Origin of the sequence: endosymbiont of Galathealinum brachiosum (genome assembly GCA_003349885.1) — a bacterium.
Taxonomy (GTDB): domain Bacteria; phylum Pseudomonadota; class Gammaproteobacteria; order SZUA-229; family SZUA-229; genus SZUA-229.
Window position 1 is genome coordinate 99,719 of sequence record QFXC01000003.1, and the last position, 21,460, is coordinate 121,178.

At 37.2% G+C, this 21,460-nt stretch carries 18 protein-coding genes; 9 read left to right on the plus strand and 9 right to left on the minus strand.

Features of this window, described 5'->3' with window-relative positions:
• The first annotated feature begins 1 nt into the window (after nt 1).
• From DIZ80_01855 to DIZ80_01895, 9 genes are read left to right on the plus strand one after another with little or no spacing between them, the layout of a single operon-like run.
• Nucleotides 2–853, plus strand: coding sequence for an SAM-dependent methyltransferase (locus tag DIZ80_01855; protein RDH85695.1), 852 nt, complete (start codon nt 2–4; stop codon nt 851–853).
• A gap of 20 nt (nt 854–873) precedes the next feature.
• Nucleotides 874–1,944, plus strand: coding sequence for a chemotaxis response regulator protein-glutamate methylesterase (locus DIZ80_01860; protein ID RDH85755.1), 1,071 nt, complete (start codon nt 874–876; stop codon nt 1,942–1,944).
• Between the two features lie 21 nt (nt 1,945–1,965).
• Nucleotides 1,966–2,331: a two-component system response regulator gene (locus DIZ80_01865; GenBank protein RDH85696.1), complete on the plus strand. Its 366-nt coding sequence runs from the start codon at nt 1,966–1,968 to the stop codon at nt 2,329–2,331.
• A 4-nt stretch (nt 2,332–2,335) separates the two neighbouring features.
• Complete coding sequence (locus DIZ80_01870) at nt 2,336–2,953, plus strand: chemoreceptor glutamine deamidase CheD (GenBank protein ID RDH85697.1); 618 nt, start codon at nt 2,336–2,338, stop codon at nt 2,951–2,953.
• A 48-nt stretch (nt 2,954–3,001) separates the two neighbouring features.
• Nucleotides 3,002–4,261 carry a hypothetical protein gene (locus DIZ80_01875; protein ID RDH85698.1) on the plus strand — a complete coding sequence of 420 codons (1,260 nt, stop codon included), beginning with the start codon at nt 3,002–3,004 and terminating at the stop codon, nt 4,259–4,261.
• 9 nt (nt 4,262–4,270) lie between these two features.
• Entirely contained in the window at nt 4,271–4,651 is a 381-nt protein-coding gene (locus tag DIZ80_01880) for a response regulator (protein RDH85699.1), read from the plus strand.
• Nucleotides 4,644–6,182: a hypothetical protein gene (locus DIZ80_01885; protein RDH85700.1), complete on the plus strand. Its 1,539-nt coding sequence runs from the start codon at nt 4,644–4,646 to the stop codon at nt 6,180–6,182. The genes DIZ80_01880 and DIZ80_01885 overlap by 8 nt, the downstream gene beginning before the upstream one ends.
• A 14-nt stretch (nt 6,183–6,196) precedes the next feature.
• Complete coding sequence (locus DIZ80_01890) at nt 6,197–11,188, plus strand: hypothetical protein (protein RDH85701.1); 4,992 nt, start codon at nt 6,197–6,199, stop codon at nt 11,186–11,188.
• A 12-nt stretch (nt 11,189–11,200) separates the two neighbouring features.
• Nucleotides 11,201–12,394, plus strand: coding sequence for a hypothetical protein (locus DIZ80_01895; protein ID RDH85702.1), 1,194 nt, complete (start codon nt 11,201–11,203; stop codon nt 12,392–12,394).
• A 38-nt stretch (nt 12,395–12,432) separates the two neighbouring features.
• On the opposite strand, the gene DIZ80_01900 is transcribed toward DIZ80_01895, so the two are convergent.
• From DIZ80_01900 to DIZ80_01940, 9 genes are all read right to left on the minus strand, one after another.
• A complete protein-coding gene (locus DIZ80_01900) occupies nt 12,433–13,920 on the minus strand; it encodes a sensor histidine kinase (GenBank protein ID RDH85703.1) in 1,488 nt (495 codons plus the stop codon).
• Nucleotides 13,921–14,038: 118 nt separating this feature from the next.
• Complete coding sequence (locus DIZ80_01905; GenBank protein ID RDH85704.1) at nt 14,039–14,749, minus strand: DNA-binding response regulator; 711 nt, start codon at nt 14,747–14,749, stop codon at nt 14,039–14,041.
• 57 nt (nt 14,750–14,806) lie between these two features.
• Nucleotides 14,807–15,490, minus strand: coding sequence for a hypothetical protein (locus DIZ80_01910; protein ID RDH85705.1), 684 nt, complete (start codon nt 15,488–15,490; stop codon nt 14,807–14,809).
• An 11-nt stretch (nt 15,491–15,501) separates the two neighbouring features.
• On the minus strand, nt 15,502–16,200 hold the full coding sequence (locus tag DIZ80_01915; GenBank protein RDH85706.1) for a hypothetical protein: 699 nt from the start codon (nt 16,198–16,200) through the stop codon (nt 15,502–15,504).
• Nucleotides 16,201–16,436: 236 nt separating this feature from the next.
• A complete protein-coding gene (locus tag DIZ80_01920; protein RDH85707.1) occupies nt 16,437–17,012 on the minus strand; it encodes a hypothetical protein in 576 nt (191 codons plus the stop codon).
• Nucleotides 17,013–17,028: 16 nt separating this feature from the next.
• Nucleotides 17,029–17,595 (minus strand): nucleotidyltransferase family protein, encoded by a 567-nt coding sequence (locus DIZ80_01925; protein ID RDH85708.1) that lies wholly within the window; start codon nt 17,593–17,595, stop codon nt 17,029–17,031.
• The gene (locus tag DIZ80_01930; GenBank protein RDH85709.1) at nt 17,592–18,602 is read right to left on the minus strand and encodes a hypothetical protein; all 1,011 of its coding nucleotides are present in this window, start codon (nt 18,600–18,602) and stop codon (nt 17,592–17,594) included. Before DIZ80_01930 ends, DIZ80_01925 begins: the two co-directional genes overlap by 4 nt.
• A 10-nt stretch (nt 18,603–18,612) precedes the next feature.
• On the minus strand, nt 18,613–20,829 hold the full coding sequence (locus DIZ80_01935; protein RDH85710.1) for a twin-arginine translocation pathway signal protein: 2,217 nt from the start codon (nt 20,827–20,829) through the stop codon (nt 18,613–18,615).
• 12 nt (nt 20,830–20,841) lie between these two features.
• Nucleotides 20,842–21,297, minus strand: a complete 456-nt coding sequence (locus DIZ80_01940) for a hypothetical protein (GenBank protein RDH85711.1) — start codon at nt 21,295–21,297, stop codon at nt 20,842–20,844.
• Nucleotides 21,298–21,460: the final 163 nt, after the last annotated feature.

Below are 21,460 nucleotides of genomic sequence, written 5' to 3' on the forward strand. Positions count from 1 at the left end.
TATGCAGCTTGAAAACTCTCATAATACTGATAATCAGCAGGCCATATCCAGTAAAGCCTTTTCCGGCTTTAAAAAGTTGATTTTTGAATCGGCTGGAATAACGATGTCTGATGCAAAAAAATCGCTGGTGGCCGGTCGTTTAGGTAAGCGTTTACGTATATTAAATTTGCAGAGTTATGATGACTACCTTAAGTATTTAACAGTAGGTGAAGGCGTTAATAACGGAGAGTTTCAGATTTTTGTTGATTCGTTAACAACGAATGAAACTTATTTTTTTCGTGAACCACAACATTTTGATTTTTTAAAACAGGAAATACTTAAAAAACATAAGCCGGATCAGCTGTTACGAATTTGGAGTTCAGCGAGTTCTTCCGGTGAAGAAGCTTATACATTAGCGATGATACTTGCGGATGAACTGGGTATTGATGCTAAATGGGAAATTTTAGGCACAGATATTTCTACAGAGATGATTAGCTCTGCTAAGCAGGCTATTTATAATGAACACAGGGTTCGTCTTGTTCCTAAAGATGCGCGTCATAAGTATTTGTTAAAAGGTACAGGAAGCAATAAAGGCTATGTTGCTGTTGTTCCTGAGCTTAAGAAGCATGTTCGTTTTGAACATTATAATCTGGTTGATTCTCCCCTTAGAAAGGAAATGTTTGATGTTATATTCTGTCGTAATGTATTGATATATTTCAGTCAGGAAACCAAAAAAATTGTAATGCAGCGTTTATACAAACAGTTAAAGCATGGTAGTTATTTAATGACAGGGCACTCTGAGTCACTGCATGGAATGATTTCTGAGTTACGCAGTGTAAAACCTTCGGTTTATCTTAAAACGGGTAATGTTTAATGAGTGATGTTATTAAAGTAATGGTGGTTGACGACTCGGCACTGGTAAGAAAGGTGATGACAGATGTTTTGAGTAGTGATCCTGGTATTAAAGTGATTTCTCAGGCTCCAGATCCAATTTTTGCAATGCAGAAAATGAAGAAAGAAATGCCTGATGTTATTACGCTGGATATAGAAATGCCACGTATGGATGGTATTACATTTTTACAGAAATTAATGACTGAAAATCCATTACCCGTGGTGATTTGTTCTAGTTTAGCCAGAGAAGCCGCAGATACAACATTAAGTGCATTAAGAGCCGGTGCAGTAGATATCATTACTAAACCTGAAATTGGTGTTAAAGGGTTTATTCAAGATTCATCTATTCAAATTATTAATGCGGTTAAGGGTGCAGCAAAAGCAAGAGTTAAAAAACGTGCATCCGGTCATATAAATGTAGCGCCAAAACAGAATGCTGATGCGATTTTATCTAAGGGAAGTATTAATACTAAGGCAATGAGCGAGACCACGGATAAGCTTATTGCTATAGGCGCATCTACCGGTGGAACTGAAGCTTTAAGAACCGTGTTAGCTGGCATGCCAGCCATTTCACCTGGCGTTGTTATTGTGCAACATATGCCTGAAAAATTCACGACTGCATTTGCAGGGCATTTAAATGAAATTAGCGCGATGGAAGTGCGTGAAGCAAAAAATGGCGACAGATTAAGAAATGGCGTTGCATTACTAGCGCCTGGTGGTAAACACATGCTGCTTAAACGAAGTGGTGCACAGTATCATGTTGATGTTGTTGATGGACCTTTAGTCAGTCGGCATAGACCATCAGTGGATGTGCTGTTTAGATCAGTAGCCAGATTTGCAGGTGCCAATGCTACCGCATGTATTTTAACGGGCATGGGTGATGATGGTGCTACGGGATTGAAAGAGATAAGAGATGCAGGAGGTAGAACCTTCTCTCAGGATGAAGAAACATCTGTTGTTTATGGAATGCCCAAAGAAGCCTGGAAACGGGGTGCATCTGAAAGACAATTGGCATTAGGTGATGTGGCATTTGCATTGCTTAAAACAAGCCAGGAAAAAGTTAAAAAGAAGTAATTAATATATAGGAGAAAGAATATGGGTAAGAAAATTTTATTTGTAGATGACTCGGCTTCAATGCGTCAGATTGTGGGTATGGCAATATCAGGAGCTGGTTATGAAGTAACAACAGCAGAAGATGGTGCCGATGGCGTATCGAAAATGGATCAGGATAAATTTGATCTTATTATATCTGATGTCAATATGCCGAACATGAATGGTATTGAAATGCTTAAGGCGGCTAAACTGAATCCTAAGAATAAATTTGCGCCTGTGATTATGCTAACAACTGAGGCTGGTGATGATATGAAACAGCAGGGAAAAGCAGCAGGAGCGAAAGTATGGGTTGTTAAACCATTTAAACCTGACCAGTTACTTGGTGTTATTAAAAAGTTAATTGGTTAATTAAATGGCGGTTCATCAATCATATGAAAGGTATTGGGATAGTCGTTTCAAACGGCAAGCTGTGAAAATATTACCAGGTGATTACTTCGTAACTAATGGTAAAGAAATGATAGTAACAGTTCTTGGATCGTGTATATCAGCATGTGTTCATGATGAGTTACTAAAGGTAGGTGGTATGAATCACTTTATGCTCCCGCAGAATAAAAGTTATAAAAACAATAATCATCATATTGATGTTATTGATGATAGTAAAGCGGCTCGATATGGAAATGTGGCAATGGAACGGCTGGTTAACGACATAATAAAATTGGGTGGTAGCCGGCATAATATGAAAGCTAAAATATTCGGAGGAGGTCGCATTACTAATGCCAGAACGGATATAGGTTTAGATAATATAGATTTTGTACGTGAGTATCTGGATATAGAAAATATAGAGATTTTAAGTGAAGATGTGGGTGATATATACCCAAGAAAAGTGTATTACATACCCGAATCAAATGAAGTGTATGTGAAAAAAATTGAGAGAATGAATAATGATACGATCATGGTTCGAGAGAATAATTATATTAAGTCGTTAAAAAAGACGGAAACAGAAAGTCAGGTGTTTTTTCTTTCGGACTGAAAGTTTATTAAGCAAACATAATATAACAGGTAAAACTGGAATAAGTTTATGAATATATTAACGGAAATAATTAAAAATTCTCAGGCGATGTTAGGAAAAAATATGCGATATGTTTTTCTATCATGGTCTTTAGGTGTGGTGTTGATGATTGCCACAGCGTATATGGTTGTATCAGGTTCAGATGCAAAAACGGTGTTGATTATTTTATCATCAGCTGTGATTAGCTGGATAACAGGGAATTATATATTATTGTCAAAAACTGTCGCGTATAAAAATAACGAAGAGCATGAAACTCAGGTTGAACAGCAGCTTGTATCTGAATATGAAACAATTATGGATGACTCTGATAGAGAGCAATCGATTCAGTTTGAACAGATGGAAGATGAATTAAGCAGAGTTAAGTCAATACAGGGCGACGCTATATCAGGCATGATTACAAGTTTTCAGGGGCTTGAATCGCAGTCACATGTACAGCTTGATGTTGTTACAAGATTAATTTCTTTGTTAACAGAAGATAGTGATAGTGATTCAAAAAGTTTCAGAGAAGAGGCTTCTGAAATGATAGCTATGTTTTCATCGAGCATACAGGAAATGAGTAATGGAAGTATGCACATGGTTGAAGCAATGAACACGATGGCGGTTAATATAAATGAGATAGAAAAATTATTATCTGAGATTGATGGTATAAGTTCACAGACAAATCTTCTTGCACTAAATGCCTCAATTGAGGCTGCCAGGGCGGGTGATGCAGGGCGCGGCTTTGCCGTTGTTGCAGACGAGGTGCGTGGTTTGTCTCAAAGAAGTAGTCAGTTTAGTGGTGAAGTACGAAAAAATTATATGGAAATAGAGAAAACCATGAATGAGGCGAAAGATATTGTTGGTGCATTAGCTGCAGGTGATCTGACATTGGTAATGAAATCCAGAAATAGAATGGATGAAATGATGGAGGAATTAGAGCAAACAAATGAACAAATTAGTAATGAGCTACAAAATGTATCAAGTATTTCTTCTGAAATAAGTAGTGATGTTGAATTGGCTCTTCAGTCAATGCAGTTTGAAGATATGACTAATCAGTTGATTGAACACATGAAGAAACGTGTGGAAACATTACGTGGTTTCTCTAATGCGTCTTCAAGTCTTAGGCATGATTTTAATATAGTGAAATCAAGTGATATAGCAATGCATTTAGATGAACACTTAAGTAAGTTGCGTTTGACTATGGCAAATGCTCATGAATTATCAGAGCAGACAATTAAGAACCCGGTACATCAGGAAAGTATGGATGATGGCGAGATTGATTTCTTTTAAGGTGATGTTATGAAAAAAATACTAGTGGTTGATGATGAAGCACCTGTTAGAAAAATGTTACGTAGTATGTTTAAGAATGATAATTATGAAATTGTCGAAGCTGATAATGGCGTGACAGCTAAAGCTATGTGTCTTAAAGGTGATATTGACCTGATAATTACAGATATAGTTATGCCTGAAAAGCATGGTGTTGATCTGGTAATGGAATTGAAAAAAGAAGTTCCAGATTTGCCAATTATAGCTATATCTGGTGGTGGAGGTGTAAGCGGCCGATTTGATTATCTTGAAATTGCTAATCTTATGGGGGCTGACAATATATTAAGAAAACCATTTGAAGCTAAAGACCTAAGAGATATAGTGCATGATGTATTAGGTAATAAGCATGAGTAATACAGAAAATGAAGAATCAATTGATTTATTCAAACAAGCACTAGAAGCTACAGCTGATGGAGTTGTTATTACGCATGGTAACGGAAATATTTTATGGGTAAATCATGCTTATGAAAGGCTAACAGGTTATTCATTAAGTGAAGTAAAAGGTGTTAATCCTCGCATTTTAAAATCGGGTAAACAGGATCCGGTATTTTATAAGGATTTATGGTCTACTATTTCTTCAGGAAAAGTATGGAATGGAGAGTTATGGAATAAACGAAAAGACCATAGTTTATATCTTGAAGAGCAAAGCATTACACCTGTGTTAAATGAGAGTGGCGCAGTTACCCATTATATTGCAATAAAAAGAGATGTGACGAATCAGTTTCAACTGCAAAACCAGTTAAATAAAGCGCAAAGAATTGAAGCAATTGGTAATTTAACTGCAGGTGTTGCACATAATTTCAACAACAAATTAGCTAGTATTCTAGGTTATGCAGAACTGGCAAATGAAGAAGTTCAACAGTATTCAAATGAAGAGTTGATCGATTATCTAAATGAAATTATGGTTGCCGGAAAACTGGCAAGAGATCTTGTTCGTCAAATGATGTCTTTTAGTCGTAATGATATACATGAAATTAAATCTGTACAACTTTCAGAAGTAATTAAATCAACAGTAAAAATACTTTCTTCTACTTTACCATCATCAGTGAAAATACTTACACAATTACATGATGTTCCTGATGTAAGTGTTGATCCAGTACGTATGCATCAAATGATTCTAAGTCTTGCTGTAAACTCTAGTGATGCTATGGATGGTAAAGGTGTAATTATTATTGGCGTATATGAGGAGTCGGTTAAAAGTGAGATGTGTAATTCATGTCATGAAACCTTCTATGGTGATTATGTTGTTCTAACTGTGCAGGATACAGGTAAAGGTATTAGTTCTGAAGATATAGAAAAAATATTTCTTCCATTTTTTACTACCAGACAGAACGAGGGAGGTACGGGTATGGGGCTATCTGCTTTACATGGAATGATTCACGATCAGAAAGGTCACGTGCAGGTAGAGTCAACCCTTGGTCAAAGCACCGAGCTTAAGCTTTATTTGCCTGTTGCTCATACTGCCACAGGCAATATTGAGGTAAATACTGAAGAGTCTCAAAATGCTATAGACAAAAATGTAAAAGAGCACATTAGTATTATGGTTGTTGATGATGAGGCTTCAGTAGCAAATGTACTGGCAGAAATATTAAGGCATTACGGATATTACATTGAAGTTGAAACTAATAGTAAAAGTGCATTAATAAAGTTTTCTGAAAATCCGTCCAAGTACGATTTGTTAATTACAGATAAAGAGATGCCTCACTTAGATGGTATTGAATTATCTAGATTAGTTTCAGATATAAATAAAAGTGTTCCAGTTTTATTAATGAGTGGGCATAGTTCGGAAAAAGATGAGCATTATTCAGAAAATATAAAGACGGTCCTAACTAAACCATTTGAAACAACAGAGTTAATAGAAGTTATAAAAAACATTATTTTGTAACTTAGAGAAATAATATGGTGAAAACAGGCTCAGGTTTATATCTAAATTTGATTATTATCTTAGGTACAGGGACAAGTTTCCTGTTAGGTTTAATGGTCCTGTTTGGCTGGTATACGAATAACTCGTCACTGATTCAGGTGAGTCCTGAGTTTGTTCCTATGCAATATAACACAGCTCTGTGTTTTGTTTTAAGTGGCTTAAGTGCTTATTCTATATTTAAAAGAAAGAATGTTATTGCCTCTATGTTTGCATTTGTAACTATATGCATAGCTATTTTGACCCTGTCTCAATATGTGTTAATTACTGATTTTGGCATAGATCAGTTCTTTATGCAGCATGCTATTACAGTTAAATCATTTTATCCTGGTCGTATGGCCCCTGAAACTGCCTTTAGTTTTATTATAGTAAGTAGCTCATTGATTTTACTTAATTCTGGGTCTTTAAAGCATATCAATATGCCATTAATTTGTGGTGTTTTAGGTTCGTTATTAATAGGAGTTTCCCTTGTAGCACTTTCTGGATACATGTTAGCGCTTGATGAAGCATATGGTCTTGGTGATTTAACACAGATGGCTGTTCATACTTCATTAGGTTTTGTATGTTTGGGTATCGCTATTACTGGTCTTGCCTGGAAAGAAAGTGATATGGATGTTTCGTATTTGCCTTCATGGTTTCCTGTGATACTAGGTGTAGGTGGTTTTGTTATTGTATTTAGCATATGGCTTGCACTTGAATCGCATAACAAATCTTTAGTTATTGAATATGCTAATTATGCACATCTAAATAAACTTAATGATTTATTTCTTGTTATGGGAATACTGTTAGCTATTCTATTTTCAGTATTATCTTATTACGTTCAAGTAGCTAGAAATAGGCAGGAATTATTTAGAGTTATTAATAATAGGCTAACTACACAGATACACGAACGTAATGTTGCAGTTAATGAGCTTGCAGAAAGTGAGGAGAGATGGAGCTTTGCACTAGAAGGAAATAAAGATGGGGTATGGGACTGGAACTTAATATCAAATGAAATATATTTTAGTTTTCAGTTTAAAGAAATTCTGGGTTATCAGGATGATGAGATTCAAAATGATTTTGAAGAATGGGATAAACGTATACACCCAGATGATAAAGTAGAAACTTATGAAGAGCTGGATAAATATATTGATGGAGCTATACCATCTTTCGAGATTGAACATAGATTATTATGTAAAGATGGTTCTTATAAGTGGGTTCTTGACAGGGGAATGGTGGTTTCATGGGCAGATGATAATAAACCGGAGCGTATGATAGGGACCATATCTGATATAACGAGACGAAAACTACTTGAAGAAGAAAGTGTAATACTGATTCATGATAAAGGTGAGCGCGTAAAAGAAATTACCTGTATGCACGCTGTTACTGAGTCAATACAAAGTCGTTTGTCTTTAGAAGAGGTTTTTCAGGATACGGTTGATTCAATACCTGCTGGCTGGCACTATCCAGAATTTACCCGGGCCAGGATTACTTTTGATAAAATTGAATATGTTTCTGAAGTTTTTGATGATACACAATGGATGCAATCCAGTGATATTGTTGTTAGTAATAAAGTGAGAGGTAAAATAGAGGTATTTTATATTAAAGAATTTTCTGAACTTTATGAAGGGCCATTTTTAAAAGAAGAACGTGAATTAATTAATAGCCTGTCATCTAAGCTGGGTCGGGCAGTTGATCTTAAAACAACAGAAGAAAAATTAACTAAATCTAGAAGACTGTACGTAACGTTGAGTCAGATTAATCAGGCTATTGTAAGAGAGAGTGACAAGAATAAGCTTTTTCAGATAATAAGTGATATTGTAATTGAGTATGGAGAATTCAAATTTGTCTGGTTCGGTCTGATTGATGAATCTACAAAACAGATAAATCCAGTAGCATATAGTGGAAATGGTACTGAATATATTAAAACTATTAAATTGTCACTCACTGATGATTTAACTAAAGCCTGTCCAGTGGTAAGTTCTATTATTAATGAGAAGAGTACTGTTCTTAATGACCTTGAAAATGATCCTGATTTTTCACCGTGGCGTGAAAATGCTCTGAATAAAGGTTATCTTTCGTTAGCTTCTTTTCCATTCAGTTTAAAAGATGAAATAATTGGTGCATTTAATGTCTATTCTGAGTCACGTAATTTCTTTGATGATGATGAAATCAACCTGCTCGAAAAAGCAGCTAACGATATTACATTCGCTCTGGAAAAAATAGAAGATGAAAAAAATCGTAAGTTAGCAGAAAAAAAGGCACTACATAGTGGTAAGTTACTGAATTCTGTATTTCAGGTAATACCAGATTTATTCTTTTTATTAGATAAAGACGATTTCATATTAGAGTTTAGAAGTGGGAATAGCTCTGATTTATATGTTAAACCTGATAATTTTATTGGTAAGAGAATGCAGGATGTTATTCCTGAACCAGTTGCTAGTCAATTTGAAGAGAAGTTATTATTAGCCCGAGATAGTGGTGTGCTTGTTGCATTTGAATATGAGCTTATAATTGCACAGCAACCCAGGTACTGGGAAGCTCGTATTAGTCGTTTACCAAATGAATCTCAGGTAATTGCTATTGTTCGTGACATTACAGACAGTAAGAAAACAGCAGATAATATACGTGCCTATTCTCAACACCTTAAGTTATACCAGGAACAAACACCTTTGGCTGCTATTGAGTGGAATACGGATTTCCAGGTTATTGACTGGAATGCAGCAGCAGAAGAAATGTTTGGTTACACATTAGATGAGGTTAAAGGACGTGATTTTGTTGATATTATGTTGCCAGCGAGTGCGATAATCGATGTTAAAAAAATATGGGAAGATCTTATCTCTCAAACAGGTGGCAATAAAAGTATCAATGAAAACTTGACTAAGGATGGCCAGATAATTTTATGTGAATGGCACAATACTCCGTTAAGAGATGAATCTGGTAAGGTGATTGGAGCCGCCTCTTTAGTATTAGATGTTACGTCTGAACATAAATCAAAACAGGCGTTACTAGAAAAAGAACGGGAACAGCGGGAAATACTTAATTCAATGGTAGATGCGGTAATTACAATTGATGAAAATGGATGTATAGAGACATTTAATCAAACCGCTGAAACTTTATTCGGATATAAATTTGATGAAATAAAGGGGAAAAGTATTAATTTATTAATGCCTGAAATTCATTCAAATAAACATGACGGATATATAAAAAAATATATTGCGACAGGAAACAAGAAAGTAATTGGGCTTAGCCGTGAAGTTGAAGGTGTAAACAAAAACAAACAAATTATACCATTACGTATATCTGTTGCCGAATTACCCGTTAGTGTTGATGGTAAACATCGATTTATAGGTAGTTGTCAGGATCTAACTAATATAAAACAGCAGGAAGAAAAGTTACGTCGTACACAAAAAATGGATGCACTGGGTAAACTAACTGGTGGCATTGCTCATGATTATAATAATATGTTAGGTGTTATTCTTGGGTATTCTGATTTACTAAAAACCATGCTTGTAGATCAACCAAAATTAGCAGATTATGCTAGTCAAATTAATTATGCAGGGAAAAGGGGGGCGAAGTTAACTAAAAAACTATTGTCATTCTCTAGAAAAGGTAATCCTGAAGCAACTAAATTAAGTATAAATACTATACTATTAGAACAGCAGGACATGTTAGAGAAAACGCTGACAGTTCGTATTAAATTACTCTTTAATCTAGCTGATGATGTCTGGCCAATCTATCTTGATCATAATGATCTCGAAGATGCGATTCTTAATATGAGTATTAATGCCATGCATGCGATGCAAGATAAAACATCTGCTGCCTCGTTAACTATTACTACGCAGAACGCTTCTCTTAATGATCTGGAAGCACAACTGCTTAATATACCTAGCGGTGATTATGTTCAGCTGAGTCTTTTGGATACAGGGTGTGGCATGGATGAGTTAACTCAGGAAAAGTTATTTGATCCATTCTTCTCTACAAAAGGGGATAAAGGTACAGGGCTTGGCCTTTCTCAGGTGTTTGGATTTGTTAAACGAGCTGGTGGCGTTATAAATGTTACTTCGCAGCTAAATTATGGAAGTGAATTTGTTATTTATTTTCCACGTTATCAGGAGTCTGGTGAAAGCTTTGATGAATTAAATGAGATTGAAACTAGTTTTCAGGGTAAAGGTTCTATCCTTGTCGTGGATGATGAAGCTGCATTAAGGGATCTTGCTTCAGTTATGTTGCGACAAAATGGATATGAGGTTATAAGTGCTGAAAATGGTAGAATTGCATTAAGTATATTAGAGAAAGATAATTTTGATCTAATGATTTCAGATATTGTAATGCCGGAAATGGACGGTTATGAATTAGCTACAATTGTTCAAAATAAATATCCAGAAATTAAAATTCAATTAGTAAGCGGATATAATGATGAAAGTTCTAATAAAGATATAGATATAAATTTGCAATCAAATTTACTGCGTAAGCCTTATGAGTCTAAAGAGTTATTAAGGAATATTAGAGTTTTATTAAGTAGCGATGTTGCTAATGAATTAACAACAAAGAACAAAAGTATCAAGGCTATTGAATGGAGTGATGTGTATAGTGTAGGTATTGAAGATATTGATAATGATCATAAAAAATTACTATTACTTCTTAATCGATCTATAACTATTGCGAATAATCATCTTTCATCAAATGAGCTAGGTGGTATTCTTGATGAGTTAATTGATTATACTCAGTATCATTTCAAGCGCGAAGAAAATATTATGGAAGAAAATGGCTACCCTCAATTTGATAAACATAGGAAAGTACATGAACTAATTGTCAGGGAAGTTCAGCATTATAAAATTAAATATGATCAAGGCGAATTATCGGTAGAAAAATTTTTAGAATTTCTAAGTGTATGGTTAAAAGATCATATACTGGGCCTGGATAAATCAATAGGTGAGTATATCAAGGGAAAAAATACAGGTAACTCGCATGGGCGTGAAGAGTTGTAGGAGTATTACATCATGAATGAACAAACCATTTATATTATTGATGATGAACAACAGACAGTGGATCTATTAGCTGAGTATGCTCGATTGTTAGGATGTAAGGTATGTGTATATACAGAGGCAGTAAAATTTTTTGAAGAAGCTGACTCATGTGATGATAACGCTATTTTGGTATTAGATTTAATTATGCCCGGAATGGACGGGGTGGAAGTCATGCGTCAGATGGTGGAAACGGGGAAAATAGTTCCATTGATACTGATGAGTGGTTATGATTCTGGGGTTCTCCATTCAGCTGAACAACTCGCTAAAGCATATTCACTGGATATTATTGCGACAATAAATAAACCTGTTGAGTTTAAACTATTTAAAAATATTTTAGAGAAATATTCAAAAATTGAACGTCAGTCGTATTCACGATCAGAGTTTAAAATTGAAGTATCTGATTTGGAGACAGCCTTAAAAGATGATCAGCTAGTTTTACATTATCAACCACAAATAGATGTTAAAAGTGGCTCACTCGCAGGTGTAGAAGCGCTTGTGAGATGGCAACACCCTCAACATGGTTTAATCTATCCTGATTCATTTATTTCCATGGCGGAAGATAATGGCCTGATTGGTGACCTTACTTCTCAGGTTATTAAGCAGGCTATGGAGCAGTCCCTCTATTGGAAATCAAGGAAACTGGTGCTTCAGGTATCGGTTAATGTATCAGCTGATAACATTACGTCACTTTCTTTACCCGAATTATTAAGTAGTATGTTGGATACGCATCAGTTAGACCCAACAATGTTGACGCTTGAAGTTACTGAAAGTGCTTTAATGGGAGAGTTAATTACTTCTCTTGATATTCTGACCAGATTGCGAATGAAGGGTATAGAGCTTTCAATAGATGATTTTGGTACAGGTTATTCATCTCTTTCACAGCTCTATCGTATGCCATTTACCGAGCTTAAAGTTGATCAGAGTTTTGTTATGAATATGCAGCATGATCATGAAGCAAGAGGTATTGTGAAAACCTGTATAACTCTGGGGCATGAACTCAATATGCATGTTGTTGCAGAGGGCGTAGAAGATAAAGAAACCTTCCTGTTATTAAAAGAAATGGGGTGTGATATTGCCCAGGGTTATTATTTTGCCAAACCTATGCCCGCTGAGAATTTGATAAGCTGGAATGATAGCCGTAATCAGGCGGAATCTGAAAATACCTGATATATTTATTAAATTAAAGTTACGGTTTTTAAGTTTTATTATGCTATAGCTAAAGTAAAATTAAACTCTGCTCCCTGTTCAGGTTTGCTTTCTACCCAGACTTTTTGTTTATGCAGTTCAATTATTTTTTTAACAATACATAAACCAAGCCCGGCATGACCATCTTTACGTTCTGGCGTATGTGCCTGATGAAATTGTTCAAATACCAGTGCTTGTTGTTCTACAGGTATTCCCTGACCTGTATCAATTACTTTAACAGTTAAACTTCCATCTTCCGGGGCTGCGATGCTAACTGTGATATGGCCATTTGTGTTGCTATAATAAATAGCATTGTTAATTAAATTGTCTAATACGCGTTCAATTAAACCTATATCGGCCAAAACGACAGGGTTATCTGTTTCAGAAATTATGTTCAGTTTTATGTTCTTTTTCTGAGTATTAATTTCAAATTTGGCTAAGACATCATAGACAAGTTCGAGTACAGGAAAACTCTCCATAATGGGCTGGTGTTCACGTGCATCCAGTTTAGCTAATTCAAACAAACCATCTATTAATTTTTGTAAACTATTAGCCTGTTTACTTGTTGTTTTTAGATATTTTTTTCGATCATTATCAGATAAATTGTCATATTTTATGGTTAAAGTTTCAAGGTAACCCTGTATTGATGCCAAAGGAGTTCGTAAATCATGTGAAATGTTAGCTACCATTTCACGGCGTAAATTATCCTGTTGCTTTAGAGCTGACCATTGTTTATGAATGTGTAACGTCATACGAGCAATATATTTTTCCAGTTCACTTATTTCATCCGGGATTATCAAATTTGATACACAAAAACCGGATGTGCTAGCAGATGAGAAATCATTGCTAACAAAATTGGCCACATTTTCCTGTAAGTTTTTTATACGGTAAGTTATTCGATAGAATAAAAAAAGTCCCAAAAGTAACCCCATTAGTAAGCTGCCAGTCAATACCATTCCACCAAGATAAATGATAGTGTTTTGTGATTGTGTATTAATGGCTTTAGTTAATTCTTCTCCCTGAAGCACGACATATAAATATCCTTCCGGATTTGATTTGTCAGGTATGGCTGTAACTGAAAATGATTTTTTAGTTTCGTGTGAACGAGGGTCATCACCTAATATATTTAGTTGTTCTGGTTTTTCAATGCGTTGTCTGACCGGGTTAAGATTAATTGAGTTGCGTTTTACTTTTCCCGGCTCGGCAGAATAGGCAAGAATATTACCATTTAAATCCAGATAGTATATTTCAATGCTGGGGTTAATAGTCATATATTGCATGAATGTTTCTTTCATAGCTTTTTTATCAATTTTACCGTCATGAACTATTTTTTTATCGTTAACAAGGTTAAGAGCAAGATTATGGTTAATTAGTTGTAAACTGGACTGATTAATTTGCTGCAGCATATAGCTGGCAAAAATAGTATAGGATAAACCAACTACTAGCAGAATAAGACCAAGGCCAGCTGCCATTTTAAAGTAAAGTGTGTGAATGAAAGAGGTTTTCATAATTAGTTGCTTATTTTGTTAATATTGTTGTTTCTTCAGATGGTAATGGTCTTGAACTCTTAAAGTATTGTTTTCATTTAGAAATGTTCGAGGATGTAGATTTGAATGTTATAAACTTTTATGCAGCAGACGCTATAAACTGATAACCCACTCCCCAGATAGTTTTAATAAACTGTGGTGTTCTAGGATCAGTTTCAAGCTTACCTCTTAAACGGTTTATGTGGGAATTTACGGTGTGCTCATAACCTTCATGCCCATATCCCCAAACTTTATCAAGTAGTTGCATACGATCAAATACCTGACCAGGGTGTTTAGCAAAATGTAGTAATAGATCAAATTCTTTGGCGGTTAATACGAGGTGTTGTTGATGTTTAATTACTTCGCGTGTTTGAGTGTTTATGCTTAAATCTATAAATTCAAGTTTTTCAGAACGGATTGATTTAACTGACATAGCATCATGACGGCGTATTAAAGCTTTAACTCGTGCAACCATTTCCATCAGGCTGAAAGGTTTTGTTAGATAATCATCTGCACCTGATTCAAGGCCTAGTACTCTATCGATTTCAGAAGAGCGTGAAGTGAGCATTAATATAGGAGTATATGTTTTACTCGTATTACGAATTTTTTTACAAATATTAATACCGTTCATACCCGGCAACATAATATCAAGAATAATAAGGTCGTAATCACTTTGTTTGATTTTGTTCCAGCCATCTATGCCGTCGTAGTAAGTATCTACCTGTATGCCAATATCACTCAGGTGTAATTTTATCAGGTCAGATATATCTCGGTTGTCTTCTACAACTATTACTTTTTTATTCTTCATCATGATTTAATCGTCGCTACAGTTTTACAGCTGTAGCGACGATATCCTTCTCTTTGTAAATTAAAGTGCAGTTACTACAATTCGAAGAGTTGGGTTGTCGAACTTATCAGCACTGTTAAGTGTAGAGTTGGCAAAGTTATCATCAGCCGACACTATTCCACCATGAGCGGTTACAACAGAAGTTACATCATCACGGGATGCATTAAATCCTTCTCCGCCATCAGATGGGCCTGGGATGGTGCCACTTAATTCACTGTTAAACTCGGTACCCGCATCATAAACATGGGTGTAGTAAACACTAGTCTGACCGGGTTCAAGCTCAACAAGTTCAATTCCATTTAAACCACTAAAACCATCATTGGTATTAATTAACATACCTGCGATAGACAGGTTCTTAAATGTATCGTTAACGGCTTCTAAGTTGAACTGCATGCTTTCACCCGGGAACAGGGGGGAAGAGCTGCTATATTGAGGGTTGCCTCGTCTCAGATTTAATAAACCGCTGCCATCACCACCTTCAGCCATTACTTCAAGTTCTTCACTGGCCTGTTCACCAATTTTCCAGAAGCTGAAGTTTTTATTGTGTAGCATTGCTACAGGAGGTGACAGTGGCTGACCATTAGTTATATTGGTTATGCTGATTTGATATTCCTGCATTTGATCGTGATTACATGCAGAAAGAGTCAGTAGCATTGCCCCTGCCATAGAGGTGTTAAGTAAAACTTTAGATGCAAATTTTTTCATTCGCTTATCTCCTATTTAACTTCAACAACCAGACGGGCTACAGGGTTCAACCAACGGTGTACGCGACTATCAATATCACTTATACCGCCTGTCGCATCTGTATCACCAATTACGCCACGGTGAATATGTATGTTGGTATTGTTTTCAGTATTTGCAACACCAGATGCACCTGTACCACTTTGACCAAGTGGGTCGCCGGGAATACCGGGTGCTCCTGGAGCACCGCCACCATTAACTATTTCATCATTCACTTCTGTGCCAGCATCATATCCGTTGAGGTAGTAAGTGTAAGTGCCAGCTTCAACTGGAATTGCTAATGAATCCAGCCCGACAAACCCGTCATTAGTGGGTAAAATCATGGCGGCTACAGAAAGATGAGTATTAATTTCCTGAGTAGATAATTCTAAACTAACGCTTTGTCCTGGCGCCATCAAACCATCAGCCGGGTTCGCATTAATATCAGCAGTAACTGCGGTTAAATCACTTACCAGACCGGAAATATCACCCCCTTCAGCCATTGCTTGAAGACTCGCGGAAGCAGATGTATTGATTTCAAATATATGCTGGTCAGAAGCGTGCGCGCTAAAAATAAGTGGTGTAAAATGATTACCGTGAGTCAGGTTTGTAAAGGTAATGTTTAAGTCCTGTGCCGATGCATTGCCAATTGAGACGGCAGTTACTGCCATGGCTAGAAGTAGTTTCTTGTTCATATCGATTCCTTGTTATAGTTAGATAGTTACAGCAAGGATATGTTGCACTTGAAATATCAACCCAAAATCACAGAAATCTCACGAAAGTTTAACATTTGATGTTTATCTGGATTTTATATAATCGACTGATATCTGATTGAAAATGAGCCGGTAATGATGAGGTGTAGAGATACTCTAGAAATTCAGACTATATAATGGTTCGGGAATAGATAATATTATTGAATCAGGTCAGTAAATTAATCACAGCGTGGGTCACTATTTTGTGTCCAACGAATTAAAAAATCTGGAACAGGTAGTGAATCACAGCCATGGTCCTGTTCGCAAATCATATCCCATTCAGGTTCGGCTTTCTGGTGACATTCGAAACAGTTTCCTCCAAATTTATTAATTACCTGAGTTGTTCCCCTGACTTTTATTTTCGAACCCTCTTCTGAAACATCCAGTTCAAAGAACTCCCAGTCATTTGTTTTTGGGCTCCAGCCATTATGATGTTTGATCATAACTTCGGCAGGAATTAACTGTACGATAGAGCCGGGTGGATATTTGGCTCCATTTTTAGAATTTGCAGCTATTATGGTTGCGTCTAAATTACCCAGAATGTTTCCAACAAAAAAACCGCGGACAGGCTGCATTTTTTTCAGGCAAACAAACGTATCTTTAGTAACTGTAATAGCTTTTTTAGGGTCAGTTATATTTTTTTCTACATAAGCGGGTGTTTCGTTTTCAGCACTAAAAATAGCGCAACCTGCATAACTTAATGGCCATAAGAAAATCAGTAATATGGTTGTCTGCTTAATAAAGTGTTCAATCATATAATCTTGCCTGTTATCAATTTATATCGCTTATTGTATCTATATCTTTGATTATGCCTGCGTCATTGACATCAATAAGCTTCAGATATTTCTTATTATTTTTTATTATGTCCCTTGCTCCTTTATCATTACATAATTCAGCCAGTTCAGGAAAAAAATGTTTGCTGAATAAAACAGGGTGACCTCTCTTTCCCTTATAAGTTGGAGCAATGATGCATTTATTGTTATTTAACTGTTGAGATATGCTGTTAATCGTTTCAACTTTAATAAAGGGCATATCGGCCAGAGCAATTAAGCAGGCGTCTGTTTTTTTTATTTCATTAATAGCGCAGGCAATGCTGCTACCCATGCCATTATGAGATCGGGTATTTGTTATAACGGTATAATGGTTGTTAGTAAATAATTTTAGTAGTCTGGTTGAGTCTGGACTAATGACAGCAATGCTATGCGGGCAGGCCTGTAATAATGTTTCTGCTGCCTGTAATGCGATGGTTTTACCATTATCCAGAACGTGTATTAGTTTGTTTGTGCCAAACCGGGTGCTCTGACCTGCCGCTAGTAGAATGCCGGTTATTTTACTCATGCAACATTAATATTATTTTGTGCAATCTGGCTTTTGCCATCATTCGATATATTTACAGATAAATTTCTGTTAGCAGTAATATCCGCCATAATTGAAACAGCAATTTCTGCAGGTGTGTGGCTACCTATTGGTAAACCAACTGGAGCGTGTAACTGTTTTATCTGCAGTGGTGAGAGCTCCAGTTCTGCCAGACGTTTACGACGATTATCATTATTGCGTTTTGAGCCAAGTGAGCCTACATAAAAACAGTTAAGCGTTAAGGCTTCTAATAGAGCCATATCATCAAGTTTCGGATCGTGAGTGAGGGTTAATACGATTGAGCGTTGGTGGTTACTTATTTCTTTAACGGCATCATCAGGCATTATTTTAATTAGTTCTATTTCTTTTAACGGCCAGGCTATTTGATATTCTTCTCTCGGGTCACATACAATAATATGATAATTGAGCATCAAACCAATTTGTGCCACGTATTGTGATAAATGACCCGCACCAATTAGTAGTATTGTCCAGGCAGGGCCAAATACTTTTTTAATCGTATTGTCGTGATAACTAAACTCATCTGTAGCACTGGCCGGGTGCAGGCTAACTTCACCTGTGTTTAAACATACACGTCGACAAACCAGCTGACCTTTGTTTATTTTATTTATAATCGTTTCAAGTTGTAATCTGTTTTCTAACTGCTCAACTAATAATTCGATCCTGCCACCACAGGGCAAACCTGAGCGTTCAGCCAGCTGGTTATTGCTACCATAGGCAAGGGTAGTGGGGTGGTTGTTTTTTTCGTTATTTGTTAGTTGGTTTTGTTTAACTCTACTGAGTAAATCTTCTTCAATACAACCACCAGAGACAGAACCGGCGTGTAGTCCATCACTACGTATAATCATTAGTGAGCCGACCGGTCTGGGTGATGAACCCCATGTTTTCAAAACAGTGATGAGTGTGATCTGGTGACCCTGTTTCAGCCAGTTGAGAGCGGTTTGTAATATTTCCTGATCACTGTCGAGCATTTTCTCTTTCCTAAACGTTTTGAGGTAACGGAAGTTGATAATATCGTTTACCCGTAACAGCATACAATGCATTGGCTACTGCTGGTGCAATAACTGGAGTAGCGGGTTCACCTACACCACTGGGTGGCAGTGATGATTTTATAATATGTACTTCAACAGAAGGCATCTGATTTAAACGTAATACAGTGTAATCATGAAAGTTAGACTGTTCAACCAGACCGTCCTTTAATGTTATTTTACTCGTAAGGGCCGCGGACAAGCCATAACCCATTCCACCTTCCATCTGTGCACGAATCACATCAGGGTTAACCGCTACACCGCAGTCAACTGCAATAATGACCCGGTCAACACTAAAACTACTGTCATCATGCACGGTAACTTCAGCTACCTGAGCAACAAATGTATTAAACGATTCGTGTACTGCTATACCGCGGCCACGACCTTTTTTAAGCGTTTTATTCCAGCCCGCTTTTTCTGCGGCCAGTTCCATTACCGCCAGATGACGGGGGTGCTTTTTCAGCAATTCACGCCGAAAGGAAAATGCATCCTGTTTTGCTGCACTGGCAAGTTCATCAATAAATGTTTCAACAGAAAATGCTGTGTGCGTTGAACCTACTGAGCGCCACCACTGAACCGGTACGGGTAATACGGGAGTATGTAAATCAACCTTTATGTTATCAATGGTATAGGGAATGTTCGCAGCACCTTCTACTGATGTTCCATCAATGCCATCTTTAATTAACCCGCCTTCAAATGCGGTGCCAGCTATAATTGATTGCCCGACAATGCGGTGTTGCCATGCAACAGGATTACCTTTTTTGTCGAGCGCCGCTTTTAGTGTGTGGTAATAAAGCGGGCGATAATAACCATTTTGCGTATCATCTTCCCTTGACCAGACTAACTTAACAGGGGCTTTACCATTTATTGCTTTAGCAATAGTAGCCGCTTCTACAATATAATCAGAGTGAGGGTTTCCACGTCGGCCAAATGAGCCACCGGCGAAGAGCATATTGATTTTTACCTGTTCAGGTTTAATGCCAAGTGTTTTAGCGACTGCAAGCTGATCCAGTGTCTGTATCTGAGCACCATTCCATATTTCTACGCCATTATCATTAATCTGAATAACACAGTTCATTGGTTCCATTGTGCCATGGGCAAGATACGGGTATTCATAACTTGCTTCTAAAACTGTCGCGGCATTTTTAAAAGCCAGTTTTATATCACCATCTGCCCTTGCAGACAGACCTTCTTTTTTTGCCAGTTGTTTATAGTTGTCGAGAATTTCATCACTACTCTTTTTAAATGCCTGAGTGTTGTCCCATTCAATCGTTAAAGCGTCACGGCCTTTTTTAGCGTTCCAGTAATTATCTGCAAGCACAGCTATGCCATTAGGTATCTGTACTACATCAGATACACCTTTTGTTTTTCTGGCTTTATCTGCATTAAAAGATTTTACGTTTGCGCCAAAGCGGGGTGGGTGAGCGACCACTGCGGTTAGCATTCCGGGTAATTTTATATCCTGTGTATAAATAGCTTTACCATTCGTTTTTCCCCGGCTGTCTTTTCTGTGTAGTTTGCTACCAATAAGAACAAAATCGTCCGGATCTTTTAACAGTACATCTTCTGGAACGGTCTGATGTGATGCGGCTTTAGCTAACTCGCCAAAACTGGCAGACTGGTTTGAGGTGTTATGAATGACACGCCCCTGTTTAACGTCAATATCATTTTCTTCAACCTGCCATTGCTGAGCGGCCGCACTCACTAACATGTGACGTGCAGTAGCACCGGCTTTGCGCATTTGTGTATAGGCATTTGCAATGGCAGTACTACCACCTGTGCCCTGAGTCGGGCCCCAGAATAAATTGTTATAGAGTTTGGCATCAGCCGGAGCGGCTTCATATTTAATCTGACTCCAGTCTGCATCCAGTTCTTCTGCAACCAGTGTGGCCAGGCCCGTGTGGCTTCCCTGACCCATTTCAAGATGTTTCATTATTACCGTAACCGTATTGTCTGTGCCAATGCGTACAAATGCATTTACATCAAATTCTTCGGTTACATCAACAGCAATTTTGTCACCCGCAATTCCCGGGCCGGCTTCTACGTTACTGCCTGATTTGTCATTACATCCGCCCAGATACACTCCTAGAGTTAAACCTGCACTAACGGTTGCGCCTTTAATTAAAAAGTTACGACGACTTACATTAATTACATGATTATCTTTACTCATTTCAGCGATCCTTTATGCGAGAGTTTTAGCGGCCTGATGTATGGCAGCACGAATACGTACATAGGTATTACATCTACATATATTGCCAGACATGGCAGCATCAATGTCTTTATCGCTGGGGCTGGGGTTATGGGTAAGTAAATCGATGGCCTGCATAACCTGACCGGACTGACAATAGCCGCACTGGGCAACATCAAGGTCTTGCCATGCATCCTGAACAGCTTTGGCAGGGCTGGAGCTTACACCTTCTATGGTTGTTATTTTTTTGTTCTCTACTGCACTGACAGGGGTAACACAGGAACGAGTTGCAATGCCATCCACATGCACCGTACAGGCTCCGCACTGTGACATTCCGCAACCAAACTTGGTGCCGGTTAGATTAACTACATCACGAATAGCCCAGAGCAATGGCATGTCGGGCTCGACATCCAGAGTATGGCTTTTGTTATTGATAGTGAGTTTGATCATTTCCAGCTCCTTTGTCATTTGATGCGTTTGAGTTTAGCAGGTAATTAAGTTGATTGTGATGAGTTGAGACAGGGCATGGAGCTTTTAACAATAATACTGTCGATTAATACAGGTTTAAATATGGTATTTTCAGGTTATTATCTGATGCTGAAGGTGTTTAATA